Below are 17506 nucleotides of genomic sequence, written 5' to 3' on the forward strand. Positions count from 1 at the left end.
CCAGCTCCTCGGCACGCCAGCCAAACGGATGGCTCCGCGACGCCGGGTTGCCGAACACGCCCGTGCGCGTCAGACAACCGCACATCCGGTCCGCCACCCGCTCGTCCACCGGCGTCGTCGCACTGTAATCCAGATATATGGGCGTGTTTACCGTCATGATCCCTTGTCCTCCAGTCCCCGTCATACGACGTGCATGCGATGTTCCCCTTTGCCCTCGCCACCACCATTCTGGCGTTCGATCACGGCCTGGACACTGGGTCGGCTCAGGAAGGCGGCCAGGGTGATGCCGTCGAGATAGTCGAAGATCTGTTTTGACAGGCTGTTCCAGAGTTCGTGGGTCAGACAGCGCTCGCCGTCCTGGCAATCCTCGCGGCCCTCGCACAGAGTCGAGTCCACCCGCTCGTCGACGGCCAGGATGATGTCGGCAACCGATATGGCATCGGCACTGCGCGCCAGCCGGTAGCCGCCGCCGGGGCCGCGCACGCCCTTCACCAGGCCCTGCCGGCGCAGCTTGGCGAAGAGCTGTTCCAGATAGGACAGGGAGATGCCCTGACAGCGGGAGATGTCCGCCAGCGTCACCGGTCCCTTGCCATCGTGCAGGGCCAGATCCATCATCGCGGTGACGGCGTAGCGCCCCTTGGTTGAAAGCCGCATCTGTCTGATCCTCAAACGTTTCACCCCTGCCCGATGCAGGGGAATACCCGAGCCTTCCAGTCGGCTTTCTTATACAGTTGTTGACTAAAACAATCAAGTATTACGGGAGCCCCAAAACCCGCCGAAATGCGGTGTCTTGCGGGAAAAAGCGGGGCGGATCAGGCGTTGCCGAGGCTGGCGAGCAGCTCGTCCCAGCCGCAGTCGGCCGGTACGGCGTCGGGCCGACGCCCGAAACGGTGGCCCTGGCGCAGGCAGTAGCCGAGCCACTTCTGCAGGAAGCGGTTCATGGACCACTTCTGATCGAGGCTGTAGGGACGGCGGGTACGGTCGTAGAGGGCATCGCGACGGCCACGTCGGCGGCCGCAACTGAGCACCTCGGCCAGCCGCGCATCATGATACAGCCGCACCCGGATCTCGGGCGCGGGAAAGGCCCCCTCGCCGTCCTCGAACCAGTAGGTGAGCAACAGCGTCGTGGTGTAGCGGCTGCGCTCCAGAACGCGCAGATGCAGGTCCAGGGCGCCGTCGAGACGGGAGACGACGGCCTCGTCGCCGGCAGGCAGACAGGCGATCATCTGGCGCAGGCGAATGTAGTTGCATTCGTAGAGCGCCATCAGTTCGCCCAGGTCGTGACGCTGACCGCGGGCGCGATTGACCGGATTCCTGACCAACATCGCGTCATCCTAACACAGTGGCCGCACGCCTCGCGGCTCGTCGGCGTTGTCAAAACCGGGTAGGCTAGATACTGCACATTGCAAGCCGCACCGAGTCAGACACTCTATCGGCGCGGCGCGCGTTTCCTTCACCCTGCAGACCGGCCGCAGCATCATGACCGAGATCCAGCGCATCGACACCCGCCCCTTCGACGACCAGAAGCCCGGCACCTCGGGCCTGCGCAAGCGGGTGCGACGGTTTCAGGAACCGCACTACCTGCCCAACTTCGTACAGGCCATCTTCAACGCCGTTCCCGAACTGCGCGGCGGCAGCCTGGTGCTCGGCGGCGACGGCCGCTACTACAACGGCGAGGCCATCCAGATCATCCTGCGCATGGCCGCCGCCAACGGCGTGCGCGAGGTGCGGGTCGGACGTGACGGCCTGCTGTCCACGCCCGCCGCCTCCTGCGTGATCCGCAAGTACGGCAGCACCGGCGGCATCATTCTCTCAGCCAGCCACAATCCCGCCGGACCGGATGGCGACTTCGGCATCAAGTACAACATCGGCAACGGCGGGCCGGCACCCGAGCGCGTCACGGAGGCCATCCACCAGGCCAGCCTGCGCCTGGACCACTACCTGGTCCTCGATACGCCCGATCTCGACCTCTCCCGCACCGGGAGACTGCAACTCGGCGACATGCGGGTGGAAGTCATCGACCCGGTCACCGACTATGTCGAACTCATGGCCGGGCTGTTCGACTTCGAGGCCATCGCCGGCCTGTTCGCGCGCGGCTTCCGCATGCGCTTCGATGCCATGCATGCGGTCACCGGCCCCTATGCCCGCGCTCTGTTTGTCGAGCGCCTGGGCGCGCCCGAATCCAGCCTGATGAACGCCACGCCGCTGCCGGACTTCGGTGGCGGGCATCCGGACCCCAACCTGACCCATGCCGCGGAACTGGTGGCACTGATGCAGGGTGCGGATGCGCCGGACTTCGGCGCCGCCTCCGACGGTGATGGCGACCGCAACATGATCATCGGCCGCGACTGCTTCGTCACCCCCAGCGACAGCCTGGCCATCCTCGCCGCCAACGCCCAGCGGGTGCCGGGCTATGCCGCCGGCCTCAGGGGCATCGCGCGCTCCATGCCCACCAGCCGGGCCGCCGACCAGGTGGCCGAACGGCTCGGCATCCCCCTGTACGAGACGCCGACCGGCTGGAAGTTTTTCGGCAATCTGCTGGATGCCGGCATGGCCACCCTGTGCGGCGAGGAAAGTTTCGGTACCGGCTCCGACCATGTGCGCGAAAAGGACGGCCTGTGGGCGGTGCTGTTCTGGCTCAACCTGCTCGCCGTGGACGGGCGACCGGTGCGTGACATCGTCCGCGACCACTGGCAGCGCTTCGGCCGCAATTTCTACTCCCGGCACGACTACGAGGGCGTGAACGCCGACGGCGCCCAGGCCCTGATGCAGGGCCTGCGCGACCGCCTCGAACGCCTGCCCGGTGAAACGCTTGGCGAACTGCGCATCGCATGGGCCGACGACTTCGCCTACACCGACCCGGTCGACGGCAGCGTCAGCCGGCACCAGGGCATCCGCATCGGCTTCGAGGACGGCAGCCGCATCGTGTACCGCCTGTCCGGCACCGGCACAGAGGGCGCCACCCTGCGCGTCTACCTCGAGCGCTACGAGTCGGACCCCGGCGCACGCGACCGCGACACCCAGGCCGCACTGGCCGATCTCATCAGTGCTGCCGACACCCTGGCCGGCATCCGCGTCCATACCGGTCGCGAAGGGCCAACTGTCGTCACCTGATACCTGTACCGCGCACCCTGCAACGAAACCAATGCGTCGGACCGTCGCAGGACGCCTGGTGAACCATGCGGGCCAACCCCTCCTGGGTGCGAACCTGTTGTGTCCTCAGCGGGACAGCGTGGAGGGCCTGAGTCGATGGACGATGCTCGCTGCCAGTTCCTCGACGGAAAGACGGGTGCTGTCGATGTACTGGATGCCGTACCGCTCGTAGAGATCACGCAGCGCGCGCAACTCGCGCCGGCACTGCGCCAGCGAGGCATAGTCGCTGCCCGGCCGCCGTCGCTCGCGCACCTCGTGCAGGCGCTGGGCATCGATCAGCAGGCCGATCACCCGCTTGCGCACGGCCTCGATGGCCGCCGGCAGGCGCCCGGTCTCGAAGTCGTCCTCGGTGATGGGATAGTTGGCGACGCGCAGGCCGTAGTGCAGCGCCAGATAGAGTGACACCGGCGTCTTGCCGCTGCGTGACACGCCCACCAGCACGATGTCGGCCTCCGCGTAACGGTCAGTGCCCAGGCCATCGTCGGTCGCCAGGGTGAAGTTGATGGCCTCGATGCGCTGCTCGTAGGCATGGATGTCGTCCAGCGCCCGCAGGCGGCCCACCGCCACCGCCGCCTTGCTGCCCAGCGCCTTTTCCAGCGGCCCGAGAAAGGTGCCGAAAAAATCGAACGCCACGCCGCCGGCGGCGTGTATGCGCGCGCGCAGCTCCGGATCCACCAGGGTATGGAACACCAGCGGCGGCGCGCCCTTCGCGGCGGCAGCGCGGATCTGCTCCGCCGCCGCCTCGGCCTCCTCGGGCGTGTCGATGAAGGGCAGGGTATGCAGCTCGAAGTCGACATCCAGGAACTGCGACAGCAGGCTGCGCGCCAGCGTCTCCACCGTGATGCCGGTGCGGTCGGAGATGCAGAAGGCAATGCGGCGGGCGGGGTCGCTCACGCCCTTCGCTACCACCGGCTGGCACTGCCCGCAGGCGCGGATAGAGGGCACACCCGCCGGGCAGACCGGGAATATGGCCTTGTTGCGGTCGGTCTTGCTACCCTGCTCATGCCATCAAGCATAGAGGGACGAAGCGCATGACTCAATCGGTGCTCTGGTTCGCTGACCTGTCCGTGGACGATGTCGGCAAGGTGGGCGGCAAGAATGCCTCGCTGGGCGAGATGTATCGCGCGCTGTCGACAGCAGGCGTGCGGGTGCCGAACGGCTTCGCCACCACAGCCGATGCCTACCGTCTTTTCCTGGCCCAGGAGGGGCTGGACGAGCGCATACGCGCCGAACTCGATGGCCTGGACGTCGACGACGTGCAGGCACTGGCCGAGCGCGGCGCCCGCATCCGCGGCTGGATCGAGGCCGCGCCCTTCCCGGCCGAGCTGGAACAGGCCATCCGCGAGGCCTACGCCGAGCTGGAGGCCGAAACCCACCCGGACATCGCCGTGGCCGTACGCTCTTCCGCCACTGCCGAGGACCTGCCCGACGCCTCCTTCGCCGGACAGCAGGAGACCTACCTCAACATTCGCGGCATCGAGGCGGTGCTGGCCGCGGTCAGGCGCGTGTTCGCTTCCCTGTACAACGACCGCGCCATCGCCTATCGGGTACACCAGGGCTTCCGCCACGAACAGGTGGCGCTCTCGGCCGGGGTGCAGCGCATGGTGCGCAGCGACCTCGCTGCCTCCGGGGTCATGTTCACCCTCGACACCGAATCCGGCTTTCGCGACGTGGTGTTCATCACCGGTGCCTACGGCCTGGGCGAGACCGTGGTGCAGGGTGCGGTCAACCCGGACGAGTTCTATGTGTTCAAGCCCACCCTGGCCCAGGGTCGCCCGGCCATCCTGCGCCGCAACCTGGGGGAGAAGGCCATCCGCATGGTCTATGCGCGCAGGGACACGGACGGGGAGCCGGTGATCACCGAACCGGTGCCCGAGGCGGAGCGGCTGTACTTCTGCATCGGCGACCTCGAGATCGAGGAACTGGCCCGGACCGCGGTCACCATCGAGCAGCACTACGGCCGCCCCATGGACATCGAGTGGGCGAAGGATGGCGAGGACGGGCTGCTGTACATCGTGCAGGCGCGCCCGGAGACGGTGAAGAGCCGTGCCCATGCCCGGGCGATCGAGCGCTACCGGCTGCGCGAACAGGGCGAGATCATCGTCACCGGCCGCGCCATCGGCGGGCGCATCGGCCGCGGCACGGCCCGGATCGTCGACAGCCCGCGCGACATGCACCGGGTGGCCGCCGGCGAGGTGCTGGTCACCGACATGACCGACCCGGACTGGGAACCCATCATGAAGCGTGCGGCGGCCATCGTCACCAATCGCGGCGGCCGTACCTGCCACGCCGCCATCATCGCGCGCGAGCTGGGCATCCCGGCCGTGGTCGGCTGCGGCGATGCCACCGATCGCATCAGCGACGGCGAGCCGGTCACCGTCTCCTGTGCCGAGGGCGACGAGGGCCGCGTCTATCGCGGGCTGCTCGAATTCGACGTCGACCGGCTGGAACTCGACCGGCTGCCGAAGCTGCCGGTGAAGATCATGATGAACGTGGGCAACCCGGAGCGCGCCTTCGACTTCAGCTTCCTGCCCAACGACGGCGTCGGGCTGGCGCGGCTGGAGTTCATCATCAACCGCATGATCGGCATCCATCCCCGCGCCCTGCTCGAGTACGAGGCACTGCCTCCGGACATCCGCGCGCAAGTGGAACCGCGCATCATGGCCTACGGCGAGCCGGTCGCCTTCTACGTGCACAAGCTCGCCGAGGGCATTGCCACCCTGGCCGCGGCCTTCTGGCCCAAGCCGGTGATCGTGCGCCTGTCCGACTTCAAGTCCAACGAGTATGCCAACCTCATCGGCGGCGAGATCTACGAACCGCGCGAGGAAAATCCCATGCTGGGCTTCCGCGGCGCCAGCCGCTACGTGTCCGCCGACTTCCGCCCCTGCTTCGGACTGGAGTGCCGCGCCATCCGGCACGTGCGGGAAACGATGGGGTTGACCAACGTGGAGGTCATGGTGCCCTTCGTGCGCACCACGGAAGAGGCGGCACGGGTGATCGAGGTCCTTGCCGGGGAAGGCCTGCAGCGCGGCGACCAGGGCCTGCGCCTGATCATGATGTGCGAGATCCCCTCCAACGCCCTGCTCGCCGAGGACTTCCTCGCCCACTTCGACGGCTTCTCCATCGGCTCCAACGACCTGACCCAGCTCACCCTGGGCGTGGACCGCGACTCGGCCCTGGTGGCCGGGTCCTTCGACGAGCGCAATCCGGCGGTCAAGGCCCTGCTGGCCCGCGCCATCAAGGCCTGCCGTGCGGCGGACAAGTATGTCGGCATCTGCGGCCAGGGGCCTTCCGACCACCCCGACCTGGCCGAGTGGCTGCTGGAACAGGGCATCGACAGCCTGTCACTGAACCCGGATACGGTGGTGGAGACCTGGCTGTACCTGGCAAAGCGCGGCGAGAACAGCGACTGAATGACGTCCGCGATCCCTACTTGAACAGGTGTTCGCGGAAGAACCGCAGCTCGGCGATGGATTCGCGGATGTCATCCATGGCCAGATGCGCGGCCTTCTTGACGAACCTGCCCTCGAGATCGGGGCGCCAGCGCCGCGCCAGTTCCTTGAGGGTACTGACGTCCAGATTGCGGTAGTGGAAGAAGGCCTCCAGCTCGGGCATGAGCCGGGCCAGGAAACGGCGGTCCTGGCAGATGCTGTTGCCGCACATGGGCGAGGCCTTCTCGGGCACGTGCTGGCGCAGGAACTCGAGCGTCATGCGCTCGGCCTCGGCAGTGTCGATGCGACTCTCGCGCACGCGCTGGATCAGCCCGGACTTGCCATGGGTCTCCCGGTTCCACTCGTCCATGGCCTCGAGCACGGCATCCGGCTGGTGGATGGCGATCACCGGACCCTCGGCAAGGACATCGAGGTTGGCATCGGTGACGATGGTCGCCACCTCGATGATCCGGTCGTTGAAGGTATCCAGACCGGTCATTTCCAGATCGATCCAGATCAGGTTGTTCGGATCCTGGGCCATTTCCACTCCGCACGACAGGGAATCGAGTGCCGCATGTTAGCAAAGCCCCGCAAGGGCTGGCCATGTCTGGCGAGTCACGCGCGCTTGCGCCACAATAGCCGTTCCCGAACCCGCAAGGCACCCGCATGCTGACGCCCGAACTGGTCACCCAGGTCTTTCTCGCCGCACTCGCTGCGGCCACGACGCTGCAACTGTGGCTCTCCGCCCGCCAGATCCGCCACATCCGCACCCACCGCGACGCGGTGCCGGAGGCCTTCGCCGATCGCATCACCCTGGCCGCCCACCAGCGCGCCGCAGACTACAGCATTGCCCGGACCCGGCTGGGACAGATCGAGAGCCTGTACGAGGCCGCCCTGCTGCTGCTGTGGACACTGGGCGGCGGCCTGCAATGGCTGATCGGCTTCTGGCAGGACTTCGGCCTGTCCGACACTGCCACCGGCGTCGGCGTGCTGGTCAGCGCCACCCTGATCATCAGCCTGCTCGACCTGCCCTTCTCCATCTGGCAGACCTTCGTCATCGAGGAATGCTTCGGCTTCAACCGCACCCGCGTCTCGACCTTCATCGCCGACCTGCTCAAGCAGGGCCTGATCCTGCTGCTGCTGGCCACGCCGCTGACCTGGCTCATCCTGTGGCTGATGGCCTCCTCGGGCTCGCTGTGGTGGCTCTACGTCTGGGGCGTATGGATGGGCTTCACTCTGCTGATGATCTGGGCCTATCCCACCTTCATCGCGCCGCTGTTCAACCAGTTCAAGCCCCTGGCCGACGAGGCCCTGCGCCAGCGCATCGAGGCCCTGCTGGCACGTTGCGGCTTCACCAGCCGCGGCATCTTCGTCATGGACGGCTCGCGCCGCTCGGGGCATGGCAATGCCTACTTCACCGGACTGGGTCGCAACAAGCGCATCGTGTTCTTCGATACCCTGCTGGATAGTCTCGAACCCGACGAGGTGGAGGCGGTGCTGGCGCATGAGCTCGGCCACTTCAAGCGCAGGCACGTGCAGAAGCGTCTGGTGTCCATGGCGCTGATGAGCCTGGCCGGCCTGGCACTGCTGGGCTGGCTGATCGAGGAGCCGGCCTTCTACCAGGGGCTGGGCGTGAGCGAGCCCTCCCTTTACGCAGGGCTGATGCTGTTCCTGCTGATCAGCCCGGTATTCGGCGTGTTCCTGACCCCGGTCATGAGCTGGCTTTCCCGCAAGCACGAGTACGAGGCCGATGCCTTTGCCGCGCAACAGGCCGGCGCCACCGACCTGATCCGCGCCCTGGTCAAGCTCTATCGCGAAAATGCCAGCACCCTGACTCCCGATCCGCTGTATTCCGCCTTCCATGACTCGCACCCGCCCGCACCGCTGCGGGTGGCACACCTGCGCCGTCTGGAGGCTGGCGGCTGAGGCGGTGTAGACTCACCGGGCGCTCTCCCCCGCCATCAAGGAGCAGAACACCATGATCCGGAACAGCCTCGTCGCCTTGCCGATACTCCTGCTGGCCGCAGGCCCGGGCCAGGCCGATCCCCGGGCGGGTCGCGCCCTGCACGACCAGCACTGTCTCAAGTGCCATGACACCGCTGTCTACACCCGGCCGGACCGGCGGGTGAAGGATCTCGCGGCACTGCGCAAGCAGGTGCAGCGCTGCGAACTCAGCCTCGGCCTGACCTGGTTCGACCAGGACATAGACAAGGTCGTCGACTACCTCAACAGCAACTTCTATCGTTTCCAGTGACTGTAAAGCTCCATGATCGCCACTGTCGGCCGGTCGCGCGGGGTGCGGCGCCGCTGGAACGCGGTGCCATCGAGGCGCTGCTCCCGCAAATCCATGCCGACTGGAGACTGGACGAGGACGCCGGCGCCATCCGCCGCAGCTTCCGCTTCGCCAACTTCCACGAGACCATGGCCTTCGTGAACGCCCTGGCCTGGATCGCGCACCGCGAGGATCACCACCCCGATCTCGAGGTGGGCTACAACCGTTGTGTGGTGCACTACAACACCCATGCCGCCGGCGGCCTCACCGAGAACGACTTCATCTGCGCCGCGCACATCGATCGTCTGGTCGAGGATGATTGAGCGCGCCGGCAGCCCCGCGGGAGGCTATCGCTGACCCATGGGGGCGGCTCGCAGGCACCCCGTCAGGCAGGCACGCCGGCGCGAGGAACACGGCGAGGCGCGATCCACCCGGCCCGGGCTGGTGATCCGCCAGCACGGCCAGAAGGCCGTGGTGGAGGATGGGCAGGGACACGAGATCGAGTGCACTGCGCGCAAGCGGGTTGGCCGGGTGGTTTGCGGCGACCGCGTACGCTGGCAGCCCACTGCCCCCGGCCAGGGCGTAATCCTGGCCATCGAGCCCCGTCATGGCGTGCTCACCCGGCCCGATCCGCGCGGCCGCGCCCGGCCGCTGGCCGCCAATCTGGATCAGGCGCTCATCGTCTGCGCCCCCGAACCCCCCCTGTCCGAAGCGCTCATCGACCGCTATCTGGTGATCACCGAACTCATGGACATCGATGCCGCACTGGTGGTCAACAAGACCGACCTGCTCGATGACGCGACACGCGATGCGCTGGGCAACCGGCTCGCCGTCTACGCCCGCATCGGTTACGAACTGCTGTGGGTCAACAGCCGTGAACGCGGCGCGCTCGCACCGCTGGTGGAACGGCTGAGAAACCGCACCAGCATCCTGGTGGGACAATCGGGGGTGGGCAAATCGTCACTGGTGCGGGCGCTGCTGCCGGAGGCCGACATTCGCGTCGGCGCCGTGTCGGACGCCACCGGCCTTGGCCGGCACACGACGACGGATACCCGCCTCTACCATCTGCCCGATGGCGGCGACATCATCGACTCGCCCGGAGTGCGCGACTTTCACCTGTGGCACATTGCACCCGGGGACCTGCACCGGGGCTACCGGGAATTCCGGCCCCTGCTCGGCCAGTGCCGTTTCCACAACTGCCGGCACATCAGCGAACCGGGCTGCGCGGTGGCGGCCGCCGCCGACCGGGGCGAGATCGACCCGGACCGACTGGCCCGCTACCGCGCCCTGTACCGGCAACTCGGCGAGGCGGCCAGACCCGACTACTGAGGCTCAGGCCGGTGCCGGCAGCGCCAGGGCCTTGCGCAGCTTGACAATGTGGCAATGACCGTCGCGGTCGACGACCTCGATGCTGTGCAGGCCCTCGGCCGATTCCTCGACGTAGACCTCGGTGGGATGCAGTACCAGGTGATCCACGGCGTCGCCGAGATCGATCTCGAACACATCGTCCTTCCGATCGTAGGTCATGCCCGCCAGCGGCAGCCATTCCGCCTCCACCTGCTCACCGATGTCCAGCCCCGCGACCTCGACCTCCGCGGTGACCGCGCCGAGCGCCTTCGACACACCATCGAAATACTGGTCCAGTTCCGCCTTGTCGATCTTCCTGGTTGCCATCTTCCTGCCTCCGTGATGAATGGTTCGGGCCGCACTGCCCCTGCCCCCTTTGTGGGGCGGGCCGCCGCCATTTTCAAGCCACGGGTTGAAAGCCGTCGCGCATGCGCCCATTGTGAGTCGAGAAAACAACCGGAATCGCAAGCAACCGACAGGGAGCACAGCCCATGGCCGAACGGATACCCGACCGGATCGACGCGCTCAGGCAGGCGCTGCTGGAACGACGCGAGGCGCTGCGCCGGGAGATCATCGAGCATCTCGAGCAGTCGGACGAACAACACTACATCGACCTCGCCGGCGAGGTGCGCGACATCGGCGATGCCTCGGTGGGCGACCTGCTGGCCGACCTCAACCTCGCGGTCATCGATCAGGCAGTCAACGAGATCCGACGCATCGAACAGGCGCTGGTGCGCATCCGCGAGGGCAGCTACGGCCGCTGCATCGACTGCGGGGTCGAGATCGACCTGGCGCGCCTGGAGGCGGAACCGGCGGCCGAGCGTTGCGTCGACTGCCAGCGCCGTTACGAACAGACCCACGCGCCGGCAGAACGGCCCTCGCTCTGATCCGCCCCGCCGGACCGTCAAGCCGCTTTACACTCACGCACCTCCCGCGCAGGCACGGCGCCGCAAGCCGCTGAATTCCCCCGAGACCCGCCCGGCGGAACGCTTCTTGCTCGCATGCCTTGCGAGGAGGCCCCATGTTGCGTTTCGCCGTCATCACATTGCTGCTCGCCGGACCGGCGTGGGCCGCACAGCCGCCCGCGCCGCCCGATGCAGACCGCCTGCACGCCGCGGCCCGACATCTGGAAACGGCCGGCGGTTCGGTGCGCGACACCCAAGGTGCCTTTCGCCTCCACTGCGCGGCTGCCCTGCTCGGCAACCGGGATGCGGCCTACGATCTCGGCTGGATGTATCTCAACGGTCGCGGTGTGCGGCAGGACGACGGACGCGCCGTCGGCTGGCTGCGCCGGGCCGCCAAGGCAGGGGACGAACATGCCGCACGGCTGCTGGATCACCTCAGCGACATCGAGACCCGCCCGGACGACGACTGCCCGCTGTCCGACGAGGGACCTGCGAGCCGGGCGCGCATCGACATCTGGATCGGCCTGCTGGCCCCGCTGTTCGGGCTCGATGAACGTTTGGTGTCGGCAGTGGTGCGAGTGGAATCGGCCTACGATCCGGGCGCCCGATCCCACAAGGGCGCGGAGGGACTGATGCAACTGATGCCGGCCACCGCGGCGCGCCTCGGCGTGGCGGATCGCCGCGATCCGCTGGCCAACCTGATCGGCGGCATGCGCTACCTGCGCTGGCTTCTGGATCGCTACCAGGGCGACCTGCGGCTGGCGCTCGCCGGCTACAACGCCGGCGAGGCTGCGGTGGATCGTCACGACGGCGTGCCGCCCTATGCCGAGACCCGCGCCTATGTACAACAGATCTGCCGCCTCTATGGCAGCGAGCGACACCCGGTCGGGACACTGGCGTTCATCAGCGAATCCGCATTGCCGTGAAGCGGACAAGGCGCGGAGCCGGTGCCTTTGTGTCCCCTGCGTTCCCTTGTGCTGCCGGCCGGTGACAGGCTTGTCACCGTGTGACCCTCATTGGCCGATTTTGCAGGTCAGCCCGGCGGCCAGTGCATGGCGCGGCCACCCAGCACATGCAGGTGGATGTGGAACACGGTCTGTCCGGCCTGGGCGTTGCAGTTCATCACCGTGCGATAACCGGCCTCGGCGATGCCATCGATCCGCGCCACCTCCTTCGCGGCCAGAAACAGCTTGCCGACCAGTTCGGCATCCGCTTCGGTGAGGTCGTTGAGGGTGCTGATGTGACGGCGCGGGATGACCAGCACGTGCGTGGGCGCCTGCGGATTGATGTCGCGGAAGGCGAGCACCTCGTCGTTCTCGTACACCACGTCGGGCTGGATCTCGCCCGAGGCCATCTTGCAGAACAGGCAGTCGGACATGGTTGCTCCTCTCGGTTAACCCGCATGTTGCACCCGGGACCGCAATCCGGGGAACACTGTTTCAGTGTCAATGGCCACGGGATCCACTGCATCCACGGCAAGAGCCATTCGGTATTCGTGTTGCGGCTCCGGCCTGCTGGGCCGCGGTTTCCGTAGGTCCGGTAGATTCGGTGGCCATCATTGGTAGCACATCACCTGGCCGCGGGCCAGGGAACACCGTTCCGTGTTCAATGGCCACGGGATCCACTGCATCCACGGAAAGGGTGAGTCGGTGGTCGCCATGCGGCCCCGGCAGGGTGGATCGCGGTTTCCGTGGGTCCGGTGGATTCGGTGGCCATCTGCGCGAAGATCAGATGAAGTAGTCGACGGCGCGGCCGCGCTGGGCGTCCGGCTCGATGGTGTCGCGCTGATGCGCGAGGTAGGCACCCACCGCGCGCCGGCCGCCATCGGCAACCGGCTGGCCGCGGCCACGCAGGTGTTCGCGGGTCGTGAAGGTTTCCTCGCGCCCGGGGCGCAGCACCTCGCCGGCCACCACCCGCTCGACCGGGTCGCGCACGCGGCGCGCCTCCAGCACCTCCACCACGGGCTCGATCCGCGGCCGCACACGGGCGCCGCCGGTGGCCGCGGTGGGCAGGCCGCCGTAGGGCGAGGCGATGGGCAGTCGGGCTATATCCATGGCGCCACGAGGGGTTTCGGGTGAACGGCCGCGGGGGCCTGTCTCCCGGGCCAAATCCCTTGGCCCGAACCGGGTTTCAGATCTGCTGGCGGCCCGCGAAGGCGTGCGAGAGGGTACCGCCGTCGATGTATTCTAGTTCACCCCCGAGCGGTACGCCATGTGCGATGCGGGTGGCACGGATGCCGCGATCGCGGGCCAGCTCGGCGATGTAGTGGGCGGTCGCCTCGCCCTCCACGGTGGGGTTGGTGGCCAGGATCACCTCGGCCACCTCGCCCGCATCCAGCCGCGCCGCCAGCCGGTCCAGCCCCAGTTCCTCGGGGCCGATACCGTCCAGCGGCGACAGGTGCCCCATGAGCACGAAATAGAGGCCGCGGTAACCGGTGGCCTGCTCCACCGCGAACACGTCGGCCGGGTTCTCGACGATGCACAACTGGCTGCGGTCGCGCTCCGGATGGCTGCACAGGCTGCAACGCTCGGCCTCGGTGAAGGTGCGGCAGTCGCGGCAATGCCCGACCCGCTCCATGGCCTCGGCCAGGGCGCGGGCCAGTACCCGGCCACCCTCGCGGTCGCGTTCCAGCAGGTGGAAGGCCATGCGCTGGGCCGATTTGGGGCCAACGCCCGGCAGGCAGCGCAGGGCCTCGATCAGGGCATCGATGGCCGGGGACAGCGCCATCTCAGAAGGGCATCTTGAATCCGGGCGGCAGGTTCAGGCCGGCGGCCAGGCCGGACATCTTCTCCTGCGCCATTTCCTCCGCCTTGCGCAGGGCATCGTTGCAGGCCGCGGCAATGAGATCTTCCAGCATTTCGCGGTCGTCGCCCATCAGGCTGTCGTCGATGGTCACGCGGCGCACCTCGTGACGGCCGTTCATCACCACCGACACCATGCCGCCGCCGGCCTGGCCGGTGACTTCCATCTGCGCCAGTTCTTCCTGTGCCTTCTGCATGTTGGCCTGCATCTGCTGGGCCTGTTTCATCAGGTTGCCGAGACCACCCTTCATGGTTTGTCCTCTCGCTTGCTTCTGAGTGTACCTGTGCCGCCTCAGTCGAGGGGCTCGATGGTATCCGTCTGCACGCGGGCATTGAAGGTTTCCCGCAGTGCCCGCACCGCCTCGTCGGACTCGATGGCCTGCTGCGCTGCCGCCCGGCGTTCGGCATCGGTGCGCGCACGCTGCTGCGCCGGCGTTTCCTGCGCGGGTGCGGCCTCCTCGAAGGCCAGCTTCAGCGACCGCCCCAGGTGCCCGGACAGGGCCTCGGCCAGCTTGGCCTCGACCTGTGGCGTGCGCAACTGGCAAAAGGCGGGGTCCAGCTTCAGCCGCAGTACCCCGTTGTCCTCGCCCTCCGGCACACAGTTCTCCGCCAGCTGCCGCGTCATGCCGCGCAGCCCCAGGGCCTCGATCAGTGCCGGCCAGTCGTCGAGGCCGGTGCCCGCGGCCGGCTTCGTCGCCGGTGCGGTGGTCGGGCCCGGCTGCGCCGCAGCAGGCGTCGAGGCGCGCGCGGGCGCGGCAACCGCCGTACCGCCCCCGTCGGCAGCCGGCCGGAAGGCCAGCATGCGCAGCAGGGTCATCTCGAAACCACCACGCGCATCCGGCGCCAGCTCCAGGTCGCGCCGGCCCAGCAGACCGATCTGGTAGTAGAGCTGTACGTCCTCGGGACTCATCCGCCCCGCCAGCGCCCGCAGGCGCTCGACGTCGTCGAGGTCGGCGTCCAGCGACTCCGGTACCACCTGCGCCACCGCCAGCCGCTGCAACAGGGAAACCAGTTCGCCCAGCACCTGGCCGAAGTCCGGGGCCTGCTCGGCGAGGGCGGCCACCCGCGCCATCAGTCCGGGTGCATCTCCGTCGGCCAGCGCCTCCAGCAGGTCGAACACATGGCTGCGCTCAATGGTGCCGAGCATGGCACGGACCTCGGCCTCCGTCACCCGGCCGCCGCCAAAGGCAATGGCCTGGTCGAGCAGGCTGAGGGCATCACGCATGGAACCGTCCGCTGCCCGCGCCAGCTCGCGCACGCCGCCTGCCTCGGCCTCTATGCCCTCCTTTTCCAGCACAGCAGTGAGATGATCGGTGATCATGTCCGGCGGCAGGCGCTTGAGATTGAACTGCAGGCAGCGCGAGAGGATGGTCACCGGCAGCTTCTGCGGGTCGGTGGTCGCCAGCAGGAACTTCACATGCGGCGGCGGCTCCTCGAGCGTCTTCAGCAGGGCATTGAAACTGTGGTTGGAGAACATGTGCACCTCGTCGATGAGGTACACCTTGTAGCGGCCGCGGGTGGGCGCGTACTGGACGTTTTCCAGCAGCTCGCGGGTCTCGTCCACCTTGGTGCGCGAGGCCGCGTCGACCTCGATCAGGTCCACGAAGCGGCCCTCGTCGATCTCGCGGCAGGCGGCGCATTCGCCGCAGGGTGTCGAACTCACGCCCTGCTCGCAGTTCAGCGACTTGGCCAGGATGCGCGCGAGGGTGGTCTTGCCCACGCCACGGGTGCCGGTGAACAGGTAGGCATGGTGCAGGCGGTCGTGGTCCAGCGCGTTGACCAGCGCCTGCAGCACATGCGTCTGCCCCACCATCTCGGTGAAGTTGCGGGGCCGCCACTTGCGCGCAAGTACTTGATAACCCATTGATGATTCCGGAATTTCGTCAAACCCGCATATTGCACCAGGGGCTGCGGGCAGGAACGTCCATTGTCGCAGATTTTCGGGGCGGAGAGGAAACCGGACGGATCCGGGGGCCGGAATGGAGGCGACCCGCGCCAGCCACACCCCGGCACCCGAGTCCACTGCTGCCGCTGCTCCCTTCCGGGCCTGACGGGGTTCACAGCTTGTCGTTGCGGGGGGACCGACGCGGGCCACCATGGAACCGCGCTGCCGGGAGCAACGCGGGAGCGGGCACTTTAAAGCAGTTGCGACGCGGGCGCAAAGCGTACGCGCGTCAGCCGGTACTCCAGGCGCGCGCCGGCCTGCACACCGTCCGACACACGCCGCACCCTCCTATTCCCAGCGGCTCGCGGACATGCCGCGCCGTCCGTCGGCCACGAAGCCGCAGGTCAGGTTGTTGGCCGAACCCGCCCGGCCCAAGCTGGCCTTGGCATAGACCCGCGTGCGCGGGACCCGGTCGCTTCGTTGCCGAAGTCGCTGGGACGGGTCACCTTGGCAGCGGCCTCGACCCAGGTGGACCCGCCCGCGTTGTCGAGCGTGTAGTCGGCAACATACAGGGGGTCGTCCCCCGCACCATCGCCCTCTTCCATCAGCGTCAGGCGCACTTGGTCGCCGGCCTTGAATGTTCTCCTTTCTTCACTCATCGCGTTTCTCCTGATTCCCTGGACAGAGACGGCATGCCCTGCGGCGATACCGGCCACCGATACCGATCCTGCATCGCACCGGACAGGGGAAGCCCGACTCTCCTGCGGGCGTCCCTCGCCCGCCCACTATGCGCCCCTTTGGTCCACAAGTCTGCATGGGTGCCGCCCGCGCCCGCCGGGTCGGAACCGACCCGGCAGTGGCTTCCCCGCGCATTCATCCACTTGCGCCCGGACCCACGCCCGTCGCCTGCGCCTCGTGGGTCGAAACCGACCCGGCCGCAGTCAGGATGAAATTACTTTTTCTCCGTTGTTCAACAAGTTGCCACATCATCACTGTCTGGCACGCTGGTTGCTCCTGCGCGTGGGTGAGCGACGAAAGCGACGGCGACCGCCACCCGGACCGGATCGAACGGGCCCTGCGCGCCTACCTGCAACGCTGCCCGAACGCCGCCGACACCCTGCCCGGTGTCATGCAGTGCTGGTTGCGGGACATGCATCCGGCCGCCCCGCGGCAGGCGGTCCTGACCGCGCTCGAGCGACTGGTAGCGTCCGGCGTACTGACACGCCGCCGCCACCCCGACGGCACCGAACTCTATGTCGCCCGCGGCCCCGGCCGCGTGCCATGACCCAGGGAGACAGCATCATGGAAGACTTCGAGGAATGGGAACTGGTCGAGGATCTCGACACCGAGGCGCTGGACTGGATGTTCGGCGAGGAGGCAGGCGACTGGATCGACGAAGCCATGTCCACCTCCGGCGCGCACGGGGAGGCCGCCGCGCGTGCCCTGGCCGGCTTCATGCCCGCACTGATCGAGGGTCTGCATCGCGACCCGGCCGCACGTGCCGTCATCGAGGATCTGTCCGGCATCTCTCTGGAGGCGGTCTCGCCCGATGACGCCGAGGCCTGGCCCGCCATCATTGGTGCGCTGGCCACTGCACTGCCCTCCATCATCTCCGCCATTCCCTCGGTGGTGAATGCCGTGCAGTCGGTCACCGGTGGTGGCCGTCGCGCGGCCCCGCCCCGCCCCCCGGCCCGTCCGGCACCACCGGTGAC

General features: G+C 67.8%; 21 protein-coding genes, 1 other RNA gene and 1 pseudogene. 10 read left to right on the plus strand and 13 right to left on the minus strand.

Features of this window, described 5'->3' with window-relative positions; translation table 11 throughout:
• The 3 genes and pseudogenes from MVF76_RS04120 to MVF76_RS04130 form a co-directional block, all read right to left on the minus strand.
• Window positions 1-157 (minus strand): annotated as a pseudogene (locus tag MVF76_RS04120) (IscS subfamily cysteine desulfurase); the annotation flags it as partial.
• A 23-nt stretch (window positions 158-180) separates the two neighbouring features.
• Window positions 181-654: an Rrf2 family transcriptional regulator gene (locus MVF76_RS04125; RefSeq protein WP_297527526.1), complete on the minus strand. Its 474-nt coding sequence runs from the start codon at window positions 652-654 to the stop codon at window positions 181-183.
• 158 nt (window positions 655-812) lie between these two features.
• Entirely contained in the window at window positions 813-1325 is a 513-nt protein-coding gene (locus MVF76_RS04130) for a DUF1249 domain-containing protein (RefSeq protein ID WP_297527527.1), read from the minus strand.
• A 154-nt stretch (window positions 1326-1479) separates the two neighbouring features.
• Between MVF76_RS04130 and MVF76_RS04135 the strand changes: the two genes are divergently transcribed.
• A complete protein-coding gene (locus MVF76_RS04135; protein WP_297527528.1) occupies window positions 1480-3114 on the plus strand; it encodes an alpha-D-glucose phosphate-specific phosphoglucomutase in 1635 nt (544 codons plus the stop codon).
• Window positions 3115-3219: 105 nt separating this feature from the next.
• Here the strand turns inward: MVF76_RS04135 and MVF76_RS04140 are convergent, their stop codons facing one another.
• Window positions 3220-4047: a pyruvate, water dikinase regulatory protein gene (locus MVF76_RS04140; protein ID WP_297527529.1), complete on the minus strand. Its 828-nt coding sequence runs from the start codon at window positions 4045-4047 to the stop codon at window positions 3220-3222.
• Window positions 4048-4184: 137 nt separating this feature from the next.
• Here MVF76_RS04140 and ppsA point away from each other — a divergent pair, with 137 nt between their 5' ends.
• Window positions 4185-6566: a phosphoenolpyruvate synthase gene (gene ppsA / locus MVF76_RS04145; RefSeq protein WP_297527530.1), complete on the plus strand. Its 2382-nt coding sequence runs from the start codon at window positions 4185-4187 to the stop codon at window positions 6564-6566.
• 16 nt (window positions 6567-6582) lie between these two features.
• On the opposite strand, the gene orn is transcribed toward ppsA, so the two are convergent.
• A complete protein-coding gene (gene orn, locus MVF76_RS04150; RefSeq protein ID WP_297527531.1) occupies window positions 6583-7125 on the minus strand; it encodes an oligoribonuclease in 543 nt (180 codons plus the stop codon).
• A gap of 125 nt (window positions 7126-7250) precedes the next feature.
• Here orn and MVF76_RS04155 point away from each other — a divergent pair, with 125 nt between their 5' ends.
• The 4 genes from MVF76_RS04155 to rsgA are packed head-to-tail and all read left to right on the plus strand — an operon-like array spanning window position 7251 to window position 10185.
• The gene (locus MVF76_RS04155) at window positions 7251-8510 is read left to right on the plus strand and encodes a M48 family metallopeptidase (RefSeq protein WP_297527532.1); all 1260 of its coding nucleotides are present in this window, start codon (window positions 7251-7253) and stop codon (window positions 8508-8510) included.
• A 52-nt stretch (window positions 8511-8562) separates the two neighbouring features.
• Complete coding sequence (locus tag MVF76_RS04160; RefSeq protein ID WP_297527533.1) at window positions 8563-8838, plus strand: c-type cytochrome; 276 nt, start codon at window positions 8563-8565, stop codon at window positions 8836-8838.
• Window positions 8835-9179 (plus strand): 4a-hydroxytetrahydrobiopterin dehydratase, encoded by a 345-nt coding sequence (locus MVF76_RS04165; protein WP_297527534.1) that lies wholly within the window; start codon window positions 8835-8837, stop codon window positions 9177-9179. The genes MVF76_RS04160 and MVF76_RS04165 overlap by 4 nt, the downstream gene beginning before the upstream one ends.
• A gap of 37 nt (window positions 9180-9216) precedes the next feature.
• Entirely contained in the window at window positions 9217-10185 is a 969-nt protein-coding gene (rsgA, locus tag MVF76_RS04170; RefSeq protein WP_297527535.1) for a small ribosomal subunit biogenesis GTPase RsgA, read from the plus strand.
• A gap of 3 nt (window positions 10186-10188) precedes the next feature.
• Here rsgA and MVF76_RS04175 read toward each other — a convergent pair whose 3' ends face one another.
• A complete protein-coding gene (locus MVF76_RS04175; protein ID WP_297527536.1) occupies window positions 10189-10530 on the minus strand; it encodes a DUF5335 domain-containing protein in 342 nt (113 codons plus the stop codon).
• Between the two features lie 164 nt (window positions 10531-10694).
• Between MVF76_RS04175 and MVF76_RS04180 the strand changes: the two genes are divergently transcribed.
• Window positions 10695-11090, plus strand: coding sequence for a TraR/DksA family transcriptional regulator (locus MVF76_RS04180; protein ID WP_297527537.1), 396 nt, complete (start codon window positions 10695-10697; stop codon window positions 11088-11090).
• 134 nt (window positions 11091-11224) lie between these two features.
• Complete coding sequence (locus MVF76_RS04185; RefSeq protein ID WP_297527538.1) at window positions 11225-12034, plus strand: lytic transglycosylase domain-containing protein; 810 nt, start codon at window positions 11225-11227, stop codon at window positions 12032-12034.
• A 107-nt stretch (window positions 12035-12141) separates the two neighbouring features.
• On the opposite strand, the gene MVF76_RS04190 is transcribed toward MVF76_RS04185, so the two are convergent.
• The 7 genes from MVF76_RS04190 to MVF76_RS04220 all read right to left on the minus strand — a co-directional run bounded on the left by MVF76_RS04190 (window position 12142) and on the right by MVF76_RS04220 (window position 16453).
• Window positions 12142-12486: a histidine triad nucleotide-binding protein gene (locus tag MVF76_RS04190; protein ID WP_297527539.1), complete on the minus strand. Its 345-nt coding sequence runs from the start codon at window positions 12484-12486 to the stop codon at window positions 12142-12144.
• A gap of 349 nt (window positions 12487-12835) precedes the next feature.
• Window positions 12836-13162 carry a hypothetical protein gene (locus MVF76_RS04195; RefSeq protein WP_297527540.1) on the minus strand — a complete coding sequence of 109 codons (327 nt, stop codon included), beginning with the start codon at window positions 13160-13162 and terminating at the stop codon, window positions 12836-12838.
• 76 nt (window positions 13163-13238) lie between these two features.
• Entirely contained in the window at window positions 13239-13835 is a 597-nt protein-coding gene (gene recR / locus MVF76_RS04200) for a recombination mediator RecR (protein WP_297527541.1), read from the minus strand.
• Window position 13836: 1 nt separating this feature from the next.
• Window positions 13837-14160 (minus strand): YbaB/EbfC family nucleoid-associated protein, encoded by a 324-nt coding sequence (locus tag MVF76_RS04205; RefSeq protein WP_297527542.1) that lies wholly within the window; start codon window positions 14158-14160, stop codon window positions 13837-13839.
• Between the two features lie 41 nt (window positions 14161-14201).
• Window positions 14202-15773, minus strand: a complete 1572-nt coding sequence (gene dnaX, locus MVF76_RS04210) for a DNA polymerase III subunit gamma/tau (RefSeq protein ID WP_297527543.1) — start codon at window positions 15771-15773, stop codon at window positions 14202-14204.
• 126 nt (window positions 15774-15899) lie between these two features.
• Window positions 15900-15996: signal recognition particle sRNA small type (gene ffs, locus MVF76_RS04215), an RNA gene on the minus strand.
• A 202-nt stretch (window positions 15997-16198) separates the two neighbouring features.
• Entirely contained in the window at window positions 16199-16453 is a 255-nt protein-coding gene (locus MVF76_RS04220; RefSeq protein ID WP_297527544.1) for a hypothetical protein, read from the minus strand.
• Between the two features lie 365 nt (window positions 16454-16818).
• Here MVF76_RS04220 and MVF76_RS04225 point away from each other — a divergent pair, with 365 nt between their 5' ends.
• The gene (locus tag MVF76_RS04225) at window positions 16819-17079 is read left to right on the plus strand and encodes a hypothetical protein (RefSeq protein WP_297527545.1); all 261 of its coding nucleotides are present in this window, start codon (window positions 16819-16821) and stop codon (window positions 17077-17079) included.
• The coding region (locus tag MVF76_RS04230) for a hypothetical protein (protein ID WP_297527546.1) at window positions 17076-17506 on the plus strand (431 nt) is incomplete at its 3' end. The genes MVF76_RS04225 and MVF76_RS04230, both read left to right, overlap by 4 nt.

The sequence above is a fragment of the Thiohalobacter sp. genome, from assembly GCF_027000115.1.
GTDB lineage: Bacteria > Pseudomonadota > Gammaproteobacteria > Thiohalobacterales > Thiohalobacteraceae > JALTON01.